17 protein-coding genes are annotated in these 20,461 nt (G+C 42.6%); 10 read left to right on the plus strand and 7 right to left on the minus strand.

Translation table 11 applies throughout. The annotated features are described in order from the left end of the window. Positions 1–70: 70 nt before the first annotated feature. Entirely contained in the window at positions 71–1,078 is a 1,008-nt protein-coding gene (locus BQ7394_RS04470) for a DUF4837 family protein (RefSeq protein WP_075556266.1), read from the plus strand. A 237-nt stretch (positions 1,079–1,315) separates the two neighbouring features. On the opposite strand, the gene BQ7394_RS04475 is transcribed toward BQ7394_RS04470, so the two are convergent. Continuing rightward, a complete protein-coding gene (locus BQ7394_RS04475) occupies positions 1,316–2,704 on the minus strand; it encodes a methyltransferase RsmF C-terminal domain-like protein (RefSeq protein WP_075556267.1) in 1,389 nt (462 codons plus the stop codon). Positions 2,705–2,756: 52 nt separating this feature from the next. Here BQ7394_RS04475 and BQ7394_RS04480 point away from each other — a divergent pair, with 52 nt between their 5' ends. Both BQ7394_RS04480 and BQ7394_RS04485 read left to right on the plus strand, forming a co-directional pair. Then, the gene (locus tag BQ7394_RS04480; protein WP_075556268.1) at positions 2,757–3,461 is read left to right on the plus strand and encodes an SAM-dependent methyltransferase; all 705 of its coding nucleotides are present in this window, start codon (positions 2,757–2,759) and stop codon (positions 3,459–3,461) included. Positions 3,462–3,467: 6 nt separating this feature from the next. After that, positions 3,468–4,043, plus strand: coding sequence for an acyltransferase (locus BQ7394_RS04485; RefSeq protein WP_075556269.1), 576 nt, complete (start codon positions 3,468–3,470; stop codon positions 4,041–4,043). A 161-nt stretch (positions 4,044–4,204) separates the two neighbouring features. Here the strand turns inward: BQ7394_RS04485 and BQ7394_RS04490 are convergent, their stop codons facing one another. From BQ7394_RS04490 to BQ7394_RS25495, 3 genes are all read right to left on the minus strand, one after another. Next, on the minus strand, positions 4,205–4,471 hold the full coding sequence (locus BQ7394_RS04490) for a DUF6722 family protein (RefSeq protein WP_235848667.1): 267 nt from the start codon (positions 4,469–4,471) through the stop codon (positions 4,205–4,207). Between the two features lie 81 nt (positions 4,472–4,552). Further along, positions 4,553–5,392 carry a carboxylating nicotinate-nucleotide diphosphorylase gene (gene nadC, locus BQ7394_RS04495; RefSeq protein WP_087880575.1) on the minus strand — a complete coding sequence of 280 codons (840 nt, stop codon included), beginning with the start codon at positions 5,390–5,392 and terminating at the stop codon, positions 4,553–4,555. Positions 5,393–5,395: 3 nt separating this feature from the next. Further along, positions 5,396–5,767 (minus strand): DUF4783 domain-containing protein, encoded by a 372-nt coding sequence (locus BQ7394_RS25495; RefSeq protein WP_087880576.1) that lies wholly within the window; start codon positions 5,765–5,767, stop codon positions 5,396–5,398. 89 nt (positions 5,768–5,856) lie between these two features. Here BQ7394_RS25495 and rlmH point away from each other — a divergent pair, with 89 nt between their 5' ends. Further along, complete coding sequence (gene rlmH, locus BQ7394_RS04500; protein ID WP_075556271.1) at positions 5,857–6,330, plus strand: 23S rRNA (pseudouridine(1915)-N(3))-methyltransferase RlmH; 474 nt, start codon at positions 5,857–5,859, stop codon at positions 6,328–6,330. A gap of 72 nt (positions 6,331–6,402) precedes the next feature. On the opposite strand, the gene aroC is transcribed toward rlmH, so the two are convergent. Together aroC and BQ7394_RS04510 are read right to left on the minus strand one after the other, a co-directional pair. After that, entirely contained in the window at positions 6,403–7,473 is a 1,071-nt protein-coding gene (gene aroC / locus BQ7394_RS04505; protein WP_075556272.1) for a chorismate synthase, read from the minus strand. A gap of 109 nt (positions 7,474–7,582) precedes the next feature. Then, positions 7,583–8,161, minus strand: coding sequence for an FKBP-type peptidyl-prolyl cis-trans isomerase (locus tag BQ7394_RS04510; RefSeq protein WP_075556273.1), 579 nt, complete (start codon positions 8,159–8,161; stop codon positions 7,583–7,585). A 327-nt stretch (positions 8,162–8,488) separates the two neighbouring features. Here BQ7394_RS04510 and BQ7394_RS04515 point away from each other — a divergent pair, with 327 nt between their 5' ends. Continuing rightward, positions 8,489–10,225 (plus strand): LTA synthase family protein, encoded by a 1,737-nt coding sequence (locus BQ7394_RS04515; RefSeq protein WP_235848668.1) that lies wholly within the window; start codon positions 8,489–8,491, stop codon positions 10,223–10,225. A 15-nt stretch (positions 10,226–10,240) separates the two neighbouring features. Here BQ7394_RS04515 and BQ7394_RS04520 read toward each other — a convergent pair whose 3' ends face one another. Next, positions 10,241–11,416, minus strand: coding sequence for a MalY/PatB family protein (locus BQ7394_RS04520; protein ID WP_075556275.1), 1,176 nt, complete (start codon positions 11,414–11,416; stop codon positions 10,241–10,243). Between the two features lie 126 nt (positions 11,417–11,542). Between BQ7394_RS04520 and BQ7394_RS04525 the strand changes: the two genes are divergently transcribed. From BQ7394_RS04525 to BQ7394_RS04545, 5 genes are all read left to right on the plus strand, one after another. Next, positions 11,543–13,681, plus strand: a complete 2,139-nt coding sequence (locus tag BQ7394_RS04525) for an ankyrin repeat domain-containing protein (protein WP_087880589.1) — start codon at positions 11,543–11,545, stop codon at positions 13,679–13,681. Positions 13,682–13,718: 37 nt separating this feature from the next. Then, entirely contained in the window at positions 13,719–14,276 is a 558-nt protein-coding gene (locus BQ7394_RS04530) for an RNA polymerase sigma-70 factor (RefSeq protein WP_075556277.1), read from the plus strand. A gap of 119 nt (positions 14,277–14,395) precedes the next feature. Beyond that, on the plus strand, positions 14,396–15,391 hold the full coding sequence (locus tag BQ7394_RS04535) for a FecR family protein (protein ID WP_075556864.1): 996 nt from the start codon (positions 14,396–14,398) through the stop codon (positions 15,389–15,391). A gap of 158 nt (positions 15,392–15,549) precedes the next feature. Continuing rightward, entirely contained in the window at positions 15,550–18,831 is a 3,282-nt protein-coding gene (locus BQ7394_RS04540) for a TonB-dependent receptor (RefSeq protein ID WP_087880590.1), read from the plus strand. 12 nt (positions 18,832–18,843) lie between these two features. Then, entirely contained in the window at positions 18,844–20,445 is a 1,602-nt protein-coding gene (locus BQ7394_RS04545; protein WP_075556279.1) for a RagB/SusD family nutrient uptake outer membrane protein, read from the plus strand. The last annotated feature ends 16 nt before the right edge of the window (positions 20,446–20,461 follow it).

A 20,461-nucleotide genomic window follows, 5' to 3' on the forward strand; every position in this document is an offset into this window, starting at 1 on the left:
TCTCCTTTTTCTCCCCTACATTTGTCGGAGTGAATAATTAACTCTGATAATATACAAACAAATGAAGCTTATGAGAACACAACATCTATTTGCCTTTTGTCTGTTGGGACTCCTTACATTGGCTGGTTGTAATACCTCGATCGTAGAGAAACGGGCTACCGGGCTACCTTACGAAGTCCTGGTAGTAATGGATAAAACAGACTGGGCCGGTGAGGCTGGAGAAATGGTGAAGGCCCAGTTAACCTCACCGGTTCCCGGACTTCCCCAGCCGGAAGCCTCTATGCGTATAACCTACTCCCCGAAAGAAACTTTCGATGGTTTGCTGCGATATGTGCGTAACATCCTGATCGTCGATATCGATGCGACGAAATATACCCAGGTATCTTTGAGTAAAAGCGAAGACGAATGGGCGACAGGGCAGGAGGTAATGAGGCTCAGTTCCCCTTCATCCGAAGAGCTGGTCACTTACCTAACTCTGAACGAAGCCGATATAGTCAATCATTTTTCGAAGATAGAGAAAGAGCGGCGTGTGGCAATCCTGAAGAAAAATTACAGCCAACTGGCCATGGATAAAGTACAGGAAAAGTTCAATATTCAGCTTTGTGCACCGGACGATATGACCTACTTTAAAGACACAACCGACTTTCTCTGGGTCTCCAATAATGCCAAGACAGGACGCATAGACCTGTTGGTCTATTCTTTTCCGTACACAGATGCGAATACATTCACGGAAGACTATCTGGTAGCCAAACGCGATTCTGTCCTGAAAGTGAACCTTCCCGGCGCTTTCCTCAATTCATATATGGCGACGGAAACACGTGTCGACCTGTCTTATGAACCGATCACTTTGAATAACCAGTATTGCGGCGTATTGCGCGGTTTGTGGAAGATGGTGGGCGATAAGATGGGAGGGCCGTTTGTCAGCCACGCCTTTCTGGATGAGAGGACTCAGCGCATCGTCGTAACGGAAGGCCTTGTTTATGCTCCGGAGACAACGAAGCGGAATTTGATACGTAGGATTGAAGCGGCTCTCTATACGGTGCATATTCCTAAACCGGTAGTAGCCCAGGCGTATTGACCGTACGAGGTTTAAGCAGGTTCTTGCTTACTAGTAAGCCTCTTCCTAGGGACAATTAACTCCTTTCCTCCCAACTTTGATAAAAGTAAGGCCTGCCTTACATATTTGTAATCCAATCCTTACTTTTATGTAAGGTTGGCTTTGCATTTATGTAGTGTCTGCCTTGCGTATATTAAAGTAGGGAGGAAAATGGTTAAATATAGGGAAGAGATTCCTTAGTTATAAGGTGCTGCCTGCTTAGTTGTCGGGATATAAAATAACCTTGTCCGGCAGGTAACCGCTACGGATACGCCATTCCTGGGGATACAGGTTGTTGGCACGGTTGCCGAGGTGCTTGACAAACCCCAGCGGGAAACCGTTGTAACAAACCAATACATAACCTTTCTTCGTCTCTTCAGGCAGGAGCAAAACCTCTTTTTTCAGGTATTTGACAGCATCTTCCCAACTGATTTCAATGGAGGTGAAGGCCTCCCTGTTCAACGCCGTACTTAATGCCAGCGAATGGGCAGGCAGGATGTCTTTCCCTTTCAGCTCGCCGATGCGTATTCCGGCACTGACGATCCGGAGCTGAGCAGCAATCAGTTGCCAGGTTTCATAATGAGCCGATGGAATAGCCTGTATGGTGTCGTTGAGCAGTTCGAAGCGGAACTTGTCTGCTCCCTCTATCCAATTACTTACCTGAGAAGGGACGGCTGGTGAGGCTTTCCCTTTGTCTTTCTTGTTTTTACTTTTAGGACGGATCTCATTCGTTTCACCGGGTGCTTTGCGTAGAGCGGCAAGGAAGAAACCTTCCCCTTGGGTCTTATGCGGGAAAAAGCGGTAGACCGGATGATCGTAACGCAGTGCGCCTGTGATCTGCCATTCTTCTTTAACAGGAATGGTCAGGGCTTCGGCCCCCAGTTCTTCCAATATATAATGTATGTTGTCCTCGTCTTCTTCCGTATTGTATGTGCAGGTGCTGTATATCAATAGGCCGCCCGGTTTAAGCGCGTCCCATATATCATGGATGATACGCCGTTGGCGTGAAGCACAAAGGTTGACGTTTGCCACGCTCCACTCGCCGGTGCTGTCGGTGTCTTTGCGGAACATGCCTTCACCGGAACAGGGTACATCGGTGACGATCACGTCAAACAAATGGGTGAGACGGCCTATCTCTTCTGGATCGTTATTCGTCACGATATTATTCGGGTTACCCCATTTGGTGATATTCTCGGCCAGGATATTGCTGCGGCTACGTATCACTTCGTTACTGACCAATAGGCTGCCTTCGGGTAAGGTACTTAATAGATGGGTGGATTTCCCTCCCGGCGCGGCACATAGGTCGAGACATTTGACCGGCTCGCTGACGAAGGTGCGGATCGCTTGTTCCAGAAACATGGAAGAGGCTTCCTGCACGTAATAAGCTCCGGCATGGAACAACGGGTCGAAAGTGAACGACAAGCGTTCGGGTAAATAATATCCTGTTTCGCTCCAGGCTACCCGTGAAGTCTCCGGTGCTTTCGTCCCTTTCTTAGGGTTGATACGGATACTTACGGGAACATCTGCCTGCAATGCGGCTTCCAGTTTCTCATATTCGTCGCCTAACAAGGCACGGGTACGTGTGATAAAATCGATAGGAAGTGCCATCTTATTCTGTTTGTTTGGTGCAAAAATACTAACTTTGCAGAAAACTAACAGTATGCAAGCATCGCTTTTCCTTATACCGGTTACATTGGGGGATACCGAGCATCGCCGGGTTCTTCCTGAATATAACCGTGAGATCATTCTTCAGATAAAACATTTTATTGTAGAAAATATACGTACTGCCCGTCGTTTCCTGAAAAAGACGGAGCCGTCTATCGTTATCGACGACCTGACTTTTTATGAACTGAACAAGCATACCTCACCGGAAGACGTAGCGGGTTATCTGGCTCCGTTGACGAAAGGAGAGCATGTAGGCGTTATCTCTGAAGCGGGATGTCCGGCGGTGGCCGATCCGGGGGCGGATGTCGTGGCTATTGCTCAACGGAAGAACTATCCGGTCGTGCCGTTGGTGGGGCCGTCTTCCATCCTGATGTCAGTCATGGCTTCCGGTTTCAACGGACAGAGTTTTGCCTTCCATGGTTATCTGCCTATTGATGCGTCGGAGCGCACCAATACGATCAAGAAGCTGGAAGGACGTATCTATTCGGAAAACCAAACACAGCTTTTTATTGAAACGCCTTATCGCAACAATAAACTGGCTGAGGAGCTGATCCGTACTTGCCGCCCGTCGACCAAGCTATGTATTGCTTCGGATATTACTTGTGAAGATGAATATATCCATACCCGCCCTGTAAAGGATTGGGCAGGAAAAGTGCCCGACCTGAGTAAGAAACCGACTATTTTCCTAATCTATAAATAATCTCTTATGGCGACTTATCAGGCACACGAGACAGCAGTAATCGACCCCGGTTGTACGATTGGCGACGATACCCGTATCTGGCACTTCTCCCATGTCATGTCGGGTTGTACGATTGGTGAACGGTGTAATATCGGACAGAACGTGGTGATATCACCGGAAGTCGTTCTGGGTAATAACGTAAAGGTGCAGAACAACGTTTCTGTTTATACGGGTGTGACTTGTGAGGATGATGTTTTCCTGGGGCCGAGTTGTGTGTTTACAAATGTAACCAATCCCCGGAGTGCAATCAACCGGAAAGACCAGTATATGAAAACACATGTCGGCAAAGGGGCCACGATCGGAGCAAATGCCACGATCGTCTGTGGACATAACATCGGAGCGTATGCCTTGATTGGTGCCGGAGCGGTGGTCACTAAAGAGATTCCGCCTTATGCCCTGGTGGTTGGTAATCCATCCAGACAGGTTGGCTGGGTAAGTGAGTATGGGCATCAGCTGCATTTTGACGGAGATGGCTTTGCTGTCTGTCCGGAAAGCGGGGAGAAATATCAATTGAAAGATGATGAGGTTTTTCGTATCGGGTAATAAATAGAAAAGGCGGAAAACTCCGCCTTTTAGTATATCTTAGTTAATATAAGTCATTATTTTTCGTGCCACCATCTTTGCCCACTTGGGGTCATAAGCCAAATAAAAAAAGCTATACCTATGGCACTCATTGTTATACATAAATAGACAAATCCCATAATTTACTCCTTTCCTTTTAAAAATAAAGCAAAACTAAAAGCTGTCAGAATAATAACAGCTATAAATCCTGATACAAAGATAATTGTTTTATCAATATTAAAGTTTAATATGTTCGTTAAAATGATACCGCCGAATATCAGCTTGGTGAGATCGCTGATATATTTGCTAGCTTCCAGATAGACGGCTTTCCGAGTTTTTCTATTTACTTTCGGAAGTAACTTAAATGTATCGGACATTTTCCGTCGATGAATCGTTGTAATATTTTTCATAGCTTATTCGTTTTGTTAATGATGTTGGCAAATATATAAAAAGAAAGGCGGATAATCAATCATCCGCCTTGTAAATATTTCTTAGCAAGCCTTCAAACTCATATCGAGACTCTTAACCGAATGGGTAAGTGCTCCGACAGAGATAAAGTCGACACCACATTCTGCATAGTCACGCAGCGTATCGAATGTGATACCGCCGGATGACTCTGTCTCGAAGCGTCCGCCGATCATTTCGACTGCCTTCTTTGTATCTTCAATATTGAAGTTATCGAGCATGATACGGTCGATACCGCCCACATTCATGGCTTGTTGTAGTTCGTCGAAGTTACGGACTTCGATCTCTATCTTCAGGTTCTTACCTTTTTCTTTCAGATAGTTCTGTGCACGGGTAATAGCCTGTTCGATGCCACCGGCAAAGTCTACGTGATTATCTTTCAACAGGATCATATCGAAAAGTCCGATACGGTGATTAACGCCGCCGCCGATCTTAACAGCATCTTTTTCCATCATACGCATACCCGGTGTTGTTTTGCGGGTATCCAATACGCGGGTTTTGGTGCCTTCCAATGCTTTAACATATTTACGGGTAGTCGTAGCAATACCGCTCATGCGTTGCATAACGTTCAGCATCAAGCGTTCTGTTTGCAACAGCGACTGTGTTTTTCCTTCTACTGTAAAAGCAATGTCCCCTTTCTTTACTTCTGCACCGTCATTAATAAAGATAGTCATTTTTAGTTCCGGGTCGAAGTCATGGAAGATACGTTTTGCCATCTCTACGCCGGCCAGAACGCCGTCTTCTTTAATGATAAGCTGGCTCTTTCCCATGGCTGTTTCGGGAATACAGCATAAAGTTGTATGATCGCCGTCACCGATATCTTCGGCAAACGATAATTTAATTAAGTCGTCAATTAACTGATCCATTTGTTATTCTATTCTGATTGATTGTATAATCGCTTTGTCGCCGTCGGCACGGTAAGTGATGTTCACACGATATTCACCGGAGGCTGTCGGAAGTTTACCGACAAAGAAACCGGCATCTTTTTTATCTGCGTGATGAACTACGGAAAAACCTGTAGGTTTATTGCTACCAAAGAACGTAGAAAGCATCTTAACAGCTTCGCTTCCATTGCATTTCTTGGAAGAGCCGGGTAGGGCTATGTCTACTTCTTGATCCATCGCTCCTGTTAATGAAGAGGCATTTCCACCTTTGAAAGCATTTGATATAGGAGTAATATCGGCCGCCATGACGCTCAAAAATGAGAGTATCAATGCCAATGTAAGTAATAATCGTTTCATAAGCTATCTCCTCTTTTTATGAGTTTTCTGATGCAAAGGTATGTATTTTTCCTGTAAATTAGCGCCTTCAATACTAATAATGTAAACGAATGAAAATTGCACTGGTCGTAATAGGTAAAACGGATGCCGGCTATTTTGTGGAGGCAATCAATGAATACAAAAACCGTTTAGTCCATTACATCCCATTTGAGATGGAGGTTATTCCGGATATAAAGAACGTAAAGAATTTGTCGGAATCACAGCAAAAAGAAAAGGAAGGAGAACTGATTTTAAAGGCGTTACAGGCTGGCGATCAGTTGGTTTTACTGGATGATAAGGGTAAAGAGTTTACTTCGATGCAATTCTCTGCTTATATTGAAAGGAAGATGCATACGGTTTCGAAGCGCCTGGTCTTTGTTGTCGGCGGCCCTTATGGATTCAGTGAGGCTGTTTATAAAGCTGCTTCAGAAAAGATCTCATTAAGCAAAATGACCTTTTCGCATCAGATGATCCGTTTAATCTTTGTAGAACAGGTTTACCGGGCAATGACAATCTTGAATAATGAGCCTTATCATCATGAATAGTAGACAGTTGACAAGTGACAGTTGACAGATAAGATTCGCATTCGAACCCAAAACTGTCACTTGTCAACTGTCTTACTCTCTTGTCTTTTGGAGCAACAGATAATCTAATAACGTCATTGCCGTCATCGATTCCACAATGGGAACGGCGCGAGGCAGGACGCATGGGTCATGACGTCCGCGAGCTTTCAGGATAGTATCTTCACCATCCATATTAACGGTTTCCTGTTCCATAAGGATGGTTGCTACCGATTTGAACGCAACGCGGAAATAAATATCCTGGCCGTTGGAAATTCCCCCCTGTATACCTCCTGAATTATTAGTACGGGTATTAATATGTCCGTTGTCATTAAAGAAACGGTCGTTACGTTCGGAACCACGGTAAAGAGCGGCATTAAATCCATCACCATATTCGAACCCTTTCACTGCATTGATTGTTAGCATGGCGTGTCCTAAGGCTGCATGCAACTTTCCGAATACAGGTTCTCCCAGTCCGACAGGCGTACCTTTTACCACACAGGTAATTACACCACCGATAGTGTCGCCTTTCGACTTCACTTCTGCTATCAGTTTTTCCATTTCGGCAGCTTTCTCCGGATCGGGACATCTCACTGCATTTTCTTCTGTCAGATTCAGATCATAATCTTTATAAGTACCATCCAGTTTGATAGGGCCGACCTGTGAGGTGAATGCCTGTATATTTATACCTGTCTGGCGTAGTGCTAGTTTGGCGATTGCGCCGGCAACACATCGGGCTATCGTTTCACGAGCCGACGAACGTCCACCTCCTTTAGGATCACGTATACCATACTTCATCTGATAAGTATAGTCTGCATGTGAAGGACGATAAACCGTTTTCATATTGTCGTAATCAGACGAATGCTGATTTTTATTCCAGATAATGAATCCGATCGGTGTACCGGTAGTCTTTCCTTCATAAACTCCGGATAGGAATTGTACTTCGTCATCTTCCTTACGCGGGGTTGTGATCCTTGACTGGCCTGGTTTACGACGATTCAGCTCTTGCTGGATAAAGTCTGTGTCCAACTCGATACCAGCCGGACATCCATCGATAACACCTCCGATACCCGGACCATGTGACTCGCCGAACGAGGTTAATCTGTATATATTTCCGAATGTATTCATATTAATAAATGAAAAGTGGAGATTAAAAAATGAGTCTGAAAATGAAAAATGAGGAATGCAGAATTTCTATTAATTCTTCATTCCCCATTCTGCATCTTTCATTTATTTATTAGTGGCAGCTACCACATCCGCAACCACCTTCGTGATCGTGGTCACCGCAATCGCTTCCGCAGTCATCGCATCCGCAACTGCATCCACCGGCCGGAGCTGATAATGCTGCAATTTCTTCTGCTGTCGGTTCGTGAACATCGATAACTTCACCGCTGAAGTGTAGAGTTTCACCAGCCAACGGATGGTTGAAGTCCATAACGACTACATCGTCTTTTACTTCAAGAACAGAACCGTTCAGACGGTTGCCGTTTGAGTCCATCATAGGAACTGTATTACCTTCTTTGATGACTTCTGAATCAAATTTACCTTCAACTTCAAAAATGTTTTTCGGCAGATCCAATACATGATCTTCCACATATTCTCCGTATGCGTCGGCAGGAGCGATAGAGAAGTCGAACTTGTCACCTACTTCAAGACCTTTCAAAGCATCTTCGAAAGCAGGAAGCATGGCGCCTGTTCCAAAGATGAATTTTAAGGGAGCTTCTGCAACTGCTTTTTCCATCAACTCGCGCTCTTCACCTTCTCCTACGTTCAGGTCGTATGTAACCGCAACGAACTTATTTGCTGTAATTTTCATTTTTAATTGTATTTGTAATAAATAAAACGAGACAAATTTACGTATAATTTCCGAGTTTATCAGGTTATTCTTTTAAAAATAAAGATATGTAATGTTTTAATCTGTAATATATAGCTATCTTTGCAGCCGGAATAAAAGAATCAATAGATTCGGATTATATAGCGAATAAATAGTGTTTGTCGATAAGTTATAAAGTGATAGTTGCACATGTGGTTTTCTAAATTGAAAGACTTTTTTTTTCCGTGTTGTAAGGAAAGAAGAAAGTTGATAAGTTTGTTTTTCTTTTTATTGGTCTTGAAGTTTATGTGGTTTAATTTGCTTTGGTGCATGTTATCTACGTTTACTCCTTTCTCGAAGGTTGAAACATATCTTGATACTCTGTTGGTCTCCTTATTTTTATTATTGCCGTTAGTATGTTTCCGGGCCGTGAAGGTGACATTGGTTATCTTTGTATTGATGGATTGCCTGTTCATTTCCAATCTGATGTATTTCCGAACTTATTTTACAGCAATACCGTTAGACAGTTATCTGTTAGCTGCAAATCTGACAGATTTTTCTAGTAGTGTGTTCGATTCGCTACGGATAGCAGATGTGTTTTTTCCTCTTTCAACATTGACTGCCGGAATCTTATGGTGGCGAAATTATCGGAAAAAGGAAGAGATTCAGCCTGTTAACGAGGGTAAAGTGTCTTTTGCTTTTGTTCGTTATGTTTGCCTGATATTATTAGTGGCTTTATTTCCGGCCATTAAGCTTTGGAGTCAAAATGGTTTTAAGGCCGCCTACGAGAGATTGCAGGATGCTTACCTACATACATGTAATATACCGATGTATACGATATTCGGCTCTCTTTATTATGATTATTCATGCGATAATATCACATACACTCCGGAAATAAAAAATCGTATTGACTCCTGGTTAACCAGGAGAACGGATTATAAATCCGTTCTCCCAAAAGTTTATACAAGGGAGAATTGTATTATAATCTTAGCTGAATCTCTGGAAAGTTGGGTGTTGAATAAAACTGTTGAAGGACAGGAGATCACTCCAAACCTGAACCGTATATTAAAGGATTCATCTGTAATCTATGCACCTCATGTCTTATCGCAGGTAAAAGGTGGGCGTTCTATCGATGCTCAATTATTGGTCAATACCGGACTTTTACCTATAAACTCCGGGCCTTATAGTATAAAGTTTCCGGATTCATATTACCCTTCACTGGTAAAAGCTTTCAAAAAGAAGCATAAAGATAGTGAGGCTTATAGTCTGACGGTTGATAAGCCGATGGTCTGGAACCAGTGTGTAATTACTCCTGCGATGGGATACGACAGTCTGGTTTCGAAGAACTGTTTTGTTAAAGAGGAACCCGTAGGTTCCCGTGGACAAGTGGGCGATCGTGCCTTTTTGCGTCAATGTTTGGAGAAGATACAAAATAATGAAGTCTGGAATGAATCGGGAAATACGTTTCTGCAGTGTATTACTTATTCCGGGCATAACCCTTTTCTTTTGCCTGACTCTCTGAAAAAGGTATTCTTTTCTCCCGAGGTTCCGGAAGTTCTTAATAATTATATGACTATGGCGAACTATACGGACCGGGCACTAGGGGAGTTTGTAGCACAACTCCGTGCAGACAGTCGTTTTGATAATACCTTGGTCATGATTATGGGAGATCACGAAGCGCTGGGTACTGTGAGGAAAGAGCTTTGTAATGATCCGGTAGGGAAACAGATTGTTTCAGATAAATCGTTTGTTCCGCTGATAATTCTGAATGCCCCTTTCAACTTGTATCATGGAAAAGTGATGGGTCAGATTGATGTTTACCCTACATTACTGGACTTATTAGGTTTGAATGATTATTGGTGGAGAGGTATAGGAGAAAGTATACTGGATTCGCACAAAGCGAATTTTGAGGTCGACCCTCAGTTGAATATAGTGGGAGATACAACAGGAGTTCCTGAAGAGGATATTAAAGTGGCAAAAAAGGCTTGGGAAATATCTGATATGATTATCCGGTACGATTATCTGGGCCATGTACATGATCTGGATAAAAAAGCAGGTTCGTTATGAACCTGCTTTTTATATTTATTTTTTATCGATGGCTTTTTTTAAAGCGTTTAATGCCGTATCCAGTATGGAGCGTGGACAGCCGATATTCAATCGCATATAACCTTCCCCGCCGGGACCGAACATACTTCCATCATTTAACAACAAACCTGCTTTTTCCTGAAATAGCTTGACCAAATCTTCCTGGCTTAATTTCAGATCACGGCAATCCAGCCAGACGAGGAATGATGCTTGTGGTGGATATACTTTAATCTTCGGGAGTTTTGCTTTGAAGAATTCGTCGACGAAACGGACATTTTCCATTATATACATCCGCATCTGTTGCAACCATTCGGCACCATAGGTATAAGCGGCCTCTGTTGCTGTATAAGCAAAGATCGTACCGTCGCCTAACTCTCCGGCTTCCAGAAATTTATAAAACTCCTTTCTTATTTTTTCGTCAGGCACAATAGAATAGGAAGTTACGATACCTGCTATATTGAATGTTTTACTTGGGGCCATGAAAGTGATACTGCAGGAAGCAGCAGCTTCTGATACGGTCGCAAACGGGTGATGACTGAATTGTGGGTAAGCCATTTCTGCATGTATCTCATCGGAGATTACAAGAATATTATGCTTTGCACAGATTTCTGCAAGTTTAACCAATGTGTCTTTCTTCCAGACAATACCGCCCGGGTTATGAGGATTACAAAGGATCAATACTTTACATTGTTCATCAATGACAGATTCAAGATGTTCGAAATCCATTTCGTAAACGCCGTTCACCAGTTTTAACGGGTTATTGACGACTTCACGTTTCATACTTTCTGGAACAATGCGGAAAGGATGATATACAGGTGGTTGTATAATCACTTTATCGCCAGGTTTGGTGAAGCATTGGATCACAAAGCCAATACCTTTCACAATACCCGGGATGTAGCTGAGCCATTCCCGTTTAATTTTCCATTTTTGTTTATAATCTACCCATTCTATAATACTTTGATAGTAAGAATCAGATCCGAAAGTGTAGCCGAATATTTCGTGTTCGCAACGCTTTTTAATAGCATTTACAATAAAGTCCGGTGTCCGGAAATCCATATCGGCAACCCATAGAGGAGTCAGGTTCTCATTGCCATACCGCTCTTTCAGGCCGTCATATTTGACGCAATTGGTGCCGCGGCGTTCAATTACTTCATCGAAGTTGTATTGTTTCATTTTATATTAGTTCAGTTTTTGTCGATTGATCGGGGTCAAAGATACAAATTATTTATTATTTCTTTACCTTTACAATTCTTTCGATACAATTGCTATTATTGGTGTTAAAAAAGAAGTATGACAGATATGAATCAAGCAAATGAGGAAAAGGGACGGCTAAAACCGGAGATGATGGAAAATGCTATAGTTCGATGTAATACAGCGGAAGTTCGTCGGCTGTTGGACGCTGGTTTCGACTTGACGGAAACGCCTTTTCTTCCGGATGGAAGTGAACAGCCACATTATTATGTGGACATGTTGCTCAAATATTATTGCTTTTATTGCAATTATAAAGAACTGGTGGAGCTCCTGCCTCTTTTCCTGGAACAGGTGGAGCCACTCGATGGTTTGAAACTCGAAGAAATCGGTCCTACACATGCACAGGAGTATACGGAACAGATTCTCCGTTTCTTATTGGAACATACGATAGACGTAAATGAACAGAACCGAAGCGGAAATTCCCTTCTGCATGAAAAATTGAAGGATTATCGTAATAAATATATAGGCATGTCGTCTGTTGTTCCACCCGAAAAGAACGAACCTGATATCATCCTAGATCTCCTGTTGGAACGAACTGACCTGGATGTCAACCTGATGAACTACGAAGATCTGCCACCTTTGTATTATGCCTGCCGGTATACAACCAGTCGTATTGTCAGCAAGCTGTTGGAATGCGGTGCCGATCCTTACGTGCTTTGCGGCAAGAAAGGAGCAACCCTGTTGCATGTGGCTTGCGAGAGCGAGAAGATGGATATCGTACAAACCCTAATCTTGTTCAGCGCAGACATCAACGCAGCCGATGCTGACAGCATAACGCCGCTGCATATTGCTTGCGACAAACAGAATGAAGAACTGATACAATATTTATTAGAAAACGGGGCCGACCCGATGGCGCGCGACAAATATGGCGATACGCCTCTGCATCTGCTAGTCAAAGATACTAAGCCGCAAACGACAGCCTGTATTGACTTCTTATTAAAGAAAGGAGCTGATATAAACGCTTTGAACAACAATCTTCGTACCCCTTTCTTTGTCTGTGCAAAAACAACTGACAACCAGTTCCGCAATCGCAATGGTGTCTTATTGAGATACCTGCTGAGCAAAGGTGCTTATGCCGATACGCAAGATGCCGCCCAGAATAATCCATTATATTATGCAGTAGAAGACGACGATGTGGAACGGGTCAGTTTCCTGCTAAAAGCCGGTGTCGATCCAAACTGGCGAAACGACAGGAATATGAGCCCTTACAAACTGGCATTGCAGAAGAACCGCCGATCGATTATCAGCCAGATAGAAAAGTCGCAGGTAACTATTACGGCTGCTCCCGATGATCTCGATGCCGCCTTTATGGAAGCTTGTGCCGGAGGCAAGCGGGGTGTGGCGGAAATGCTTTTCAAAAGCGGTAATATCGACATAACTTATGTAGACAATCACGGTCGTACGCCGCTTCATTATATTGCCCAGGCCGGTATGGTTGCTTTGGCTGACTTTGTTCTGAATAAAGGTGTAGAAATTAACTACACAGATCAGAATGAACAAACAGCCTTGCATATAGCGGCCGCATTCCGTCAAAAAGAAATGTTGCACCTGTTGCTGGAACGTGGGGCAGACGGAAATATCCGCGACGACAAAGGGCTGCTTCCTATACATTATATAGCACGTAACGGTCAGTTCGATATCTTACAGATGATGCATAACTCCGGCTACGACCTGGAAGTTGCTACTGACAAGGGAGATACGCCTTTGCATATGGCTGCCTTTTATCGGACAAGAGAAAACGTGCGCGTGTTGTTGGAAGCCGGTGTATATCCGGATCCGCAAAACAATGATGGCTTTACTCCGTTGCAGTTTGCCGTACGCGGTAATCAAAAGGAGATCGTCAAACTGCTGGTAGAAAAAGGAGCCGATCTCAGCCGTACGGATACTGATGGCGATGCACCGATCCATTGGGCTGCCGGACGTGGTCACAAAGACATGGTGCAGCTCCTGATGGAACTGGGTGCCGACATCAATGCTCTGAACGACCGTCATCAGACCGCCCTGCATATCGCCTTTATTCGCAGAAGCAAGGATATGGCCAAGTTTTTGCTGGAATCCGGTGCCGACTTCGAAATCAAGACTGCCGAAGGAAATTCTTGTATCGATCTGGCCACAGCAAACGGACAGAAGGAGCTGATAGAATTAATCGGCATTATTCAGCGACGACGTGAAGCTTTGGCAGATTAAGTATCATTTCGATATTTTTTATTAATTTGCGGGCGGAATGGAACTATTAGAGGAGAAACTAATCTTAAAAAATATCGCGGCAGGAAATGTTGATGCCTTCGAACGGCTTTTTTTCTGCTACCAACCTCGGTTGGTTCACTTCCTTGTCGGCTTGACGCACGACAAGGAAGTGAGTCGGGATATTGCCCAAGATTTGTTTCTCTCGTTATGGAAAGACCGTGAAAAATTGAAGGAGGTAAACTCCTTTTCCTCTTACCTTTTTCAAATGGCCCGTTTTACAGTGTTTGATTATTTCGACCGCCTGGCCGTTTTAGAAAGGTACACGAATGAATTTCTGTTGGAGGTTTCCGTCTCTCAATCGGACGAGGAAGCTATCTTTGCACATGAATTACAAAATATTATCAACCAGACTGTCGAACAAATGTCTCCCCAGCGGAAACTGGTCTATCAGATGAGCCGTGAACAAGGTTTGTCGAATGATGAGATTGCTTCTCATCTGGGGATCAGTAAACGTACTGTGGAAAACCATCTGACAGCAGCCCTTGCCATTCTTCGCAAGGTTCTTTATCTTTTTTTTCTTACTTATTTGAGTTAAGAGACTACAACCTTGATGCTACCCGTTAGTTCCGGAACCAAAATATTTTCAAAAAAAGTTGATTGTTGATTGTGTGTGTCGTTGCCGTTAACCTACTTCAATATAAAGACGGATATTTTATGGAAGAAAACAACAAGACAAAACAACTCATGCGGCTATATTTCGGAAAACATTTTTCCCGATACGGGCGTATATTGTTTGGCCGTTGGCTGAAAGCGGATGATGAAAGATCGCAAAAGCTGGAGGCGTTGCAGGATATCTGGAAGGAAACAGATGCGGAAGCGACAGAATCTACGCATCGTGACTGGATGGCTTTGCAAAAACTGTTGTTGACAGAACCGGCTCAAAAACGTATAATCCCTTTGTACCGTCAGGTGTTTAAATATGCAGCTGTCATTGTACTGATGTTGATGACTGCCGGTACGACTTATTGGGCGACCAATCGTTTTAAGCCTGTCCGTCACGTAGAAATGGCTCAGATATTTGTTCCTTACGGGGAAAGTAAAGAGGTTTTATTGCCCGATGGCTCAAAAGTGTGGGTCGATGCCGGTTCTTTGCTGGTCTATCCGAAAGATTTTACAGATACTGATACACGTACGGTTTATCTTACGGGCGAAGCAGCATTTTCCGTTCAAAAGAATCCGGCACAACCATTTATAGTGAAAACAACTTATCTGGATGTGCAGGCACTGGGAACTGTCTTTACTGTAGAAGCTTATCCGAACGATTCCTGCTCGATGGCTACGCTGGAAGAAGGAAGTGTGCTTGTTTCAGTCAATGATGAAGGTATCGAGCCTACTCTGTTAAAGCCGGATCAGCAATTGATCTATTCCCATACAGCCCATACCGTAACAGTTCATGCTGTCGATGCATCCATATACAATATGGAAAGGGATGGTTACCTGATTTTCGAAAATATTCCGTTCAATCGTCTGATAGCTTCTTTGGAGCGTAAGTTTAACGTGACAATCCATTATAATTCACAAAAATATGCAGGTGAATATTATAATGTCAAATTCTCTCCGAACGAGAATCTGGATGATGTGCTGAATGTGCTGCGGCAATTGGTTGGCATACATTACACTGTGAAAGGGAAAGTGGTATTTATAAACTAAAAATAGAGGAGGATACAAATATGAACAAAAGAAAACCGGAAAGACAGAAAGTGCGAAAATCCCTCTTCCCGGAATTCGAAATCGAATCTTGAACATCGTTGGATTGACGAGTAAATCGTCTGGTTTTATTAATATTCAATTTTCAAATGTACAAATATATGAAATTAACTAATCTAATACCTATAAATAACAGAAAAAGCATCTCCAGATTGCTATTAGTAACGGCGTTGTCTTCTTGCAGCCTGTTCGGCTATGCGCAGCAACAGCAGGTAAAACTAACAGGAAATAATATAACCTTAAAAGCTGCTTTCAAGCAGATAGAGCAGCAAACAAAATTGTTTGTAGACTATAATACACAGGAAGTAAACGACTCACGCCTTGTCTCCCGTTTACCCAAGAATAGCAGTGTAAAAGAGGTGTTAAACCAGTTGCTGGAAGGAACCGGCTGCTCAGCCAGTTTTAGCAATGGGCATATCATTATTACGAAACAAGTAAAACAAGAAGGTAAGTTAAAGAGAGTATCAGGTGTTGTAAAAGATGAAAGAGGAGAGCCCATCATCGGTGCGAATATTGTTGTAAAAGGAACAACCAACGGTACGATAACCGATATGGACGGGAATTTCAGTTTCGAAACTCCGGAGAATGCCATATTGCTTATCTCTTATATCGGATATGCTCCGACAGAAATGAAACTGAAGGGGCAAAGTTCGTTTAATGTAATTTTAAAAGAAGATACGGAATTGCTGGATGAAGTGGTGGTGGTAGGATATGGAACAGTAAAGAAAGGCAATCTGACCACGTCAGTAACGTCGGTAAAATCTGAAACATTGCAAAACCGCCCGATTCAAACCGTTACGGATGCTCTTCAGGGAGAGGTGGCCGGTTTGAATATTACGAGTTCGGGACGTCCCGGAGAAGCCTCAAAGATGCAATTGCGTGGTGCAACATCATTAAACGAAAGCGGTTCCCCTTTGGTTTTGATTGATGGTGTGCCGGGTGAATTTAACTATTTGAATGTTGATGATATTGACAATGTTACAGTATTGAAGGATGCAGCTTCGGCTGCTATTTACGGTTCCAGGGCAGCCCATGGTGTCATATTGGTGACAACCAAGCGAGGAAAAACAGGCAAGCCAACCTTCCGCTACAATGGTTATGTAGGGATAAACACACCTACCGATATGCCCGAGACGTTGAGTTCGGCAGAATATGCAACAGTTCTTAATGAGGCTTACCGGAATATTGATAAATCGGCGGTTTACTCTACTGAGGATATCGCTAAATTTGCAAGTGGCGAGGATTTGAATCGTTACCCCAGCACCAACTGGCTGGATTTAATGTTTCAAAATAGTATTTCCACACGCCATTCTATTACGGCATCAGGTGGTAATGAAACTGTGAAATATCACCTGAGTGGTGGTCTTGACCATCAGACGGGCGTTATTCCGGAAATCTCTCAGAATGTTTTCAATGTGCGCTCTAATGTAGATGTAGCCATAACCAAGCGCTTCGGAATTTCTTTCGACTTCCGTTATATTCAGCGTAAGAAAGATGAGGTATTGGGGTTTAATGACATTATAAAGGACGTATATAAGATGAATCCTACCCAGGTGGCTTATTATACGGATGGAACGTATGGCTATAACTCCAGTTTGATTATTAATCCGATAGCTTATCTGAAGGAGCGCGGACATGGCTATCAAGATAAGCACGATGCCAGTGGCGTATTTAAGTTGGATTATGAAATATTGGACGGACTGAAGTTCTCCGGTATCGCCAATGTGAATTATGTATTTGATAATACCTCTTCCCGTGCCAGAAAAATCTATTTTACTGAATACTTTACACAAAAGCAATATGAGAATGGCGTTAATTCTCTGAAAGAAGAGCGAGATTTCCGGCAATATTATAATCTGCAGGCATTGCTAAATTATAAGAAGAAGTTTAAGGAACATAATTTCGATATATTGGCAGGCTTTCAGTCGGAAAGTGAAAGTAAGAATAATGTAGATGCTTTCCGAGATGGCTTTCCGACAGATTTGATTTATGTGCTGGATGCAGGCTCAAAAGATGCATGGTCGAACGAAGGGACAGCAGAGCATTGGAGCATTGCTTCGGTGATAGGTAGAATCAATTATGATTATGCGGGAAAGTATATGTTGTCTGCCAGTTTCCGTTCTGACGGCTCTTCTAATTTTGCCAAAGGTCACCGCTGGTCTACCTTCCCGACAGTCTCTGCCGCCTGGCGTGTGACGGGAGAATCGTTTATGAAGAATACAACACATATTCTGGATGATTTAAAGATCCGTGCTTCCTGGGGTATGGCCGGTGCCTCTTCCGGACTGACTGATAAGGATACAGGCATGAGTCTTTATCCCAGTTATACAACTATAACGATGGGCAATGTTGTTTTAAATGGTCTTTATAGTCAAAGTGCTTATTTGAAATCGTTGGGTAATACTAATTTGAATTGGGAGAAAACCTATATGTTTGATATTGGTTTGGATGCTCAGTTTCTTGGCAATCGTTTGAGTGTCGTTGCTGATTATTACTCTAAAGATACTCGTGCCATTCTGATAGAAATGCCTGTTCCAATGGAGTATGGTTTAGGAAAACCTAAAATGAATATAGGAAAAGTCTCCAATCGTGGTTGGGAATTGGAAGTAGGCTGGACCGATCAGATAAAAGATTTCCGGTATAGTATTCGTGCAAATGTGTCTGATAATAAGAATGAAGTAAAGGATATTGGTGGTTCGAATGCCTGGATTAGTGATAACACCTATACCAATGTTGGTTATCCTATCAAATCAATTTATGGTTACGAGGCTATGGGATTATTCCAGTCGGAGGAAGAAATAGCAAATGCTCCTTTCCAAAATGTAAAAAATAAACCAGGTGATGTACGCTATGTAGATCAGAATAAAGACAATAAGATTGATGGAGAAGACAGGGTTATTATTGGAGACCCGAATCCACATTACTTATTCGGACTGCGCCTGAGTGGTGAATACAAAGGTTTTGATTTATCAATGTTTTTTCAGGGTATTGGGAAAAAGGATTATATCATGACTGGTCCTGGTGTGCGTCCTTTTAATGATAGTCCACTTATGAAACAGCATATGGATTATTGGTCTGAGACGAATAGGGATGCTGCTTATCCCAGAGTGCAACCGAATGCAGAGGGTAATTTTAATTATGAACATTCTGATTTCTGGAAAATCAATGGAGGTTATCTCCGCTTGAAGAACCTGCAGTTAGGATATAAGCTTCCACAAACAGCACTGTCAGCAGTAGGATTAAGATATATGCGTGTATTTTTCTCTGCTACAAATCTGTTTACGATTGATAATTTTGTGCCAGGCTATGACCCGGAAACGGAGAATGCATTTACTTATCCGTTGGCAAAAACATATTCTTTCGGTTTGAATGTTGAATTTTAAAACAAAGATGGTATGAAAAAAATAATAAAATATGCATTATTTGTATGCTTGGTTTGTAATGGAATTAGTTGTAATTCGTTTTTAGATATGCCGCCTTTGCATGAAATATCAGATGAGAACTGGTGGCAGGATGCCAGTCAGGCTCAAATGATGGTAGACAATTGTTATACATTTTTACCTGATCATGAGATTGTCCCTTACCGGGATGGCTATTCGGATAATGCTATCTGGCGTGCCCAAAATGCAATGGGAGATGGCTCATTGACGGCTACTTCTGATAATGTAAAGAATGAATGGAAATATGCAGATATCGCTCAACTGAATTATGTATTGGAAGGTCTTGAGAAATCAAAAGAGAATTTTTCTGAAGACGTCTATTCTCACATGACGGCAGAGGTTCGTTTTATTCGGGCATTTCTTTATTATGATATGATGTTCTACTTTGGCGATATTCCTTTGGTGACAAAATTATTAACAGTAGAGGAATCGAAGCAAACCGGACGTACTCCAAGAGCAGAGGTTCTAAGCTTTATAATGCAGGAGTTGAAAGAAGCGTTAATTGATATTCAAAAAAATCCAACAGAAGATACAGGACGTGTGAATGAAATGGTGGTCCGTTCTTTTTTAGCTCGTGTTTGTCTGTATGAGAAAGATTATGAATCAGTGTTGGAACATACTTCCGCTGTTATGAAAAGTGGAAAATATGCTTTATATCCTTCTTATGAAGATTTATTCAGACCGCAGGCGGATGGAAATAACAAGGAAGTTATATTTGAATTTCAATATTCAAATCCATTGAAACTACACGATTTGAATCGTAATTTATCGGCAGGTGCATCGCCTTATGCCGGTTGGGGGCGTGTAATGCCCCTGGAAAATATGGTGGATGAATATGAATGCATTGAAGGACATCCTTTTGCCGACTGTAAATCTTTGGGCTGTAAGCATGCTGAAGCAAGAGAAGCCATAGAGACAGAAGGACTGTATGGCGAATATGAATTCAGAGACCCTCGTTTGAAATCGACCGTAGTTACTCCAGGCTGGGAATGGAAGAAAAATGGTGTAACCACTTTTGTATTCGACCCGGCTGATAAAAACGGCTTGGATTATATAAAAAACAAACCTTGGAGTACTGGTTATGTGATTACCAAATGGGTGGATATGACAGGTGAGAATGCAGACCGTGTAAAAGCGTATAAAAATATAACTTTGTTGCGTTATGCCGATGTATTGCTGATGAGGGCCGAGGCTTTGATTGAACTGAATAAAGATTTGCAGGAGGCTGGAGCTTTGATTAATCAGATTAGAGATAGAGCAGGAATGCCTCATATCGACATGGCAGGACAGACAGAGATGCGAAAAAAACTTCGCCACGAACGTCGCATAGAATTAGCTTACGAAGGCTTGCGTTACTATGATATTGTTCGTTGGAGAATTTGCGACCAGGTGAAGAGTGGAGATATGTATGGTTTTGCCATAAGAAATGAAGAAACAGGCAAGAGAGAGAATATCTTCATGGAAAAACGTGTTTGGAAAGACCACATGTATGTGTGGCCTATCCCACAGGATGCACGCGACTTGAATCCGAGTTTAGGACAAAATACTGGATGGTAACTTATTAAAATAAAAA

The organism is Parabacteroides timonensis (assembly GCF_900128505.1).
GTDB classification, from domain to species: Bacteria; Bacteroidota; Bacteroidia; order Bacteroidales; family Tannerellaceae; genus Parabacteroides; species Parabacteroides timonensis.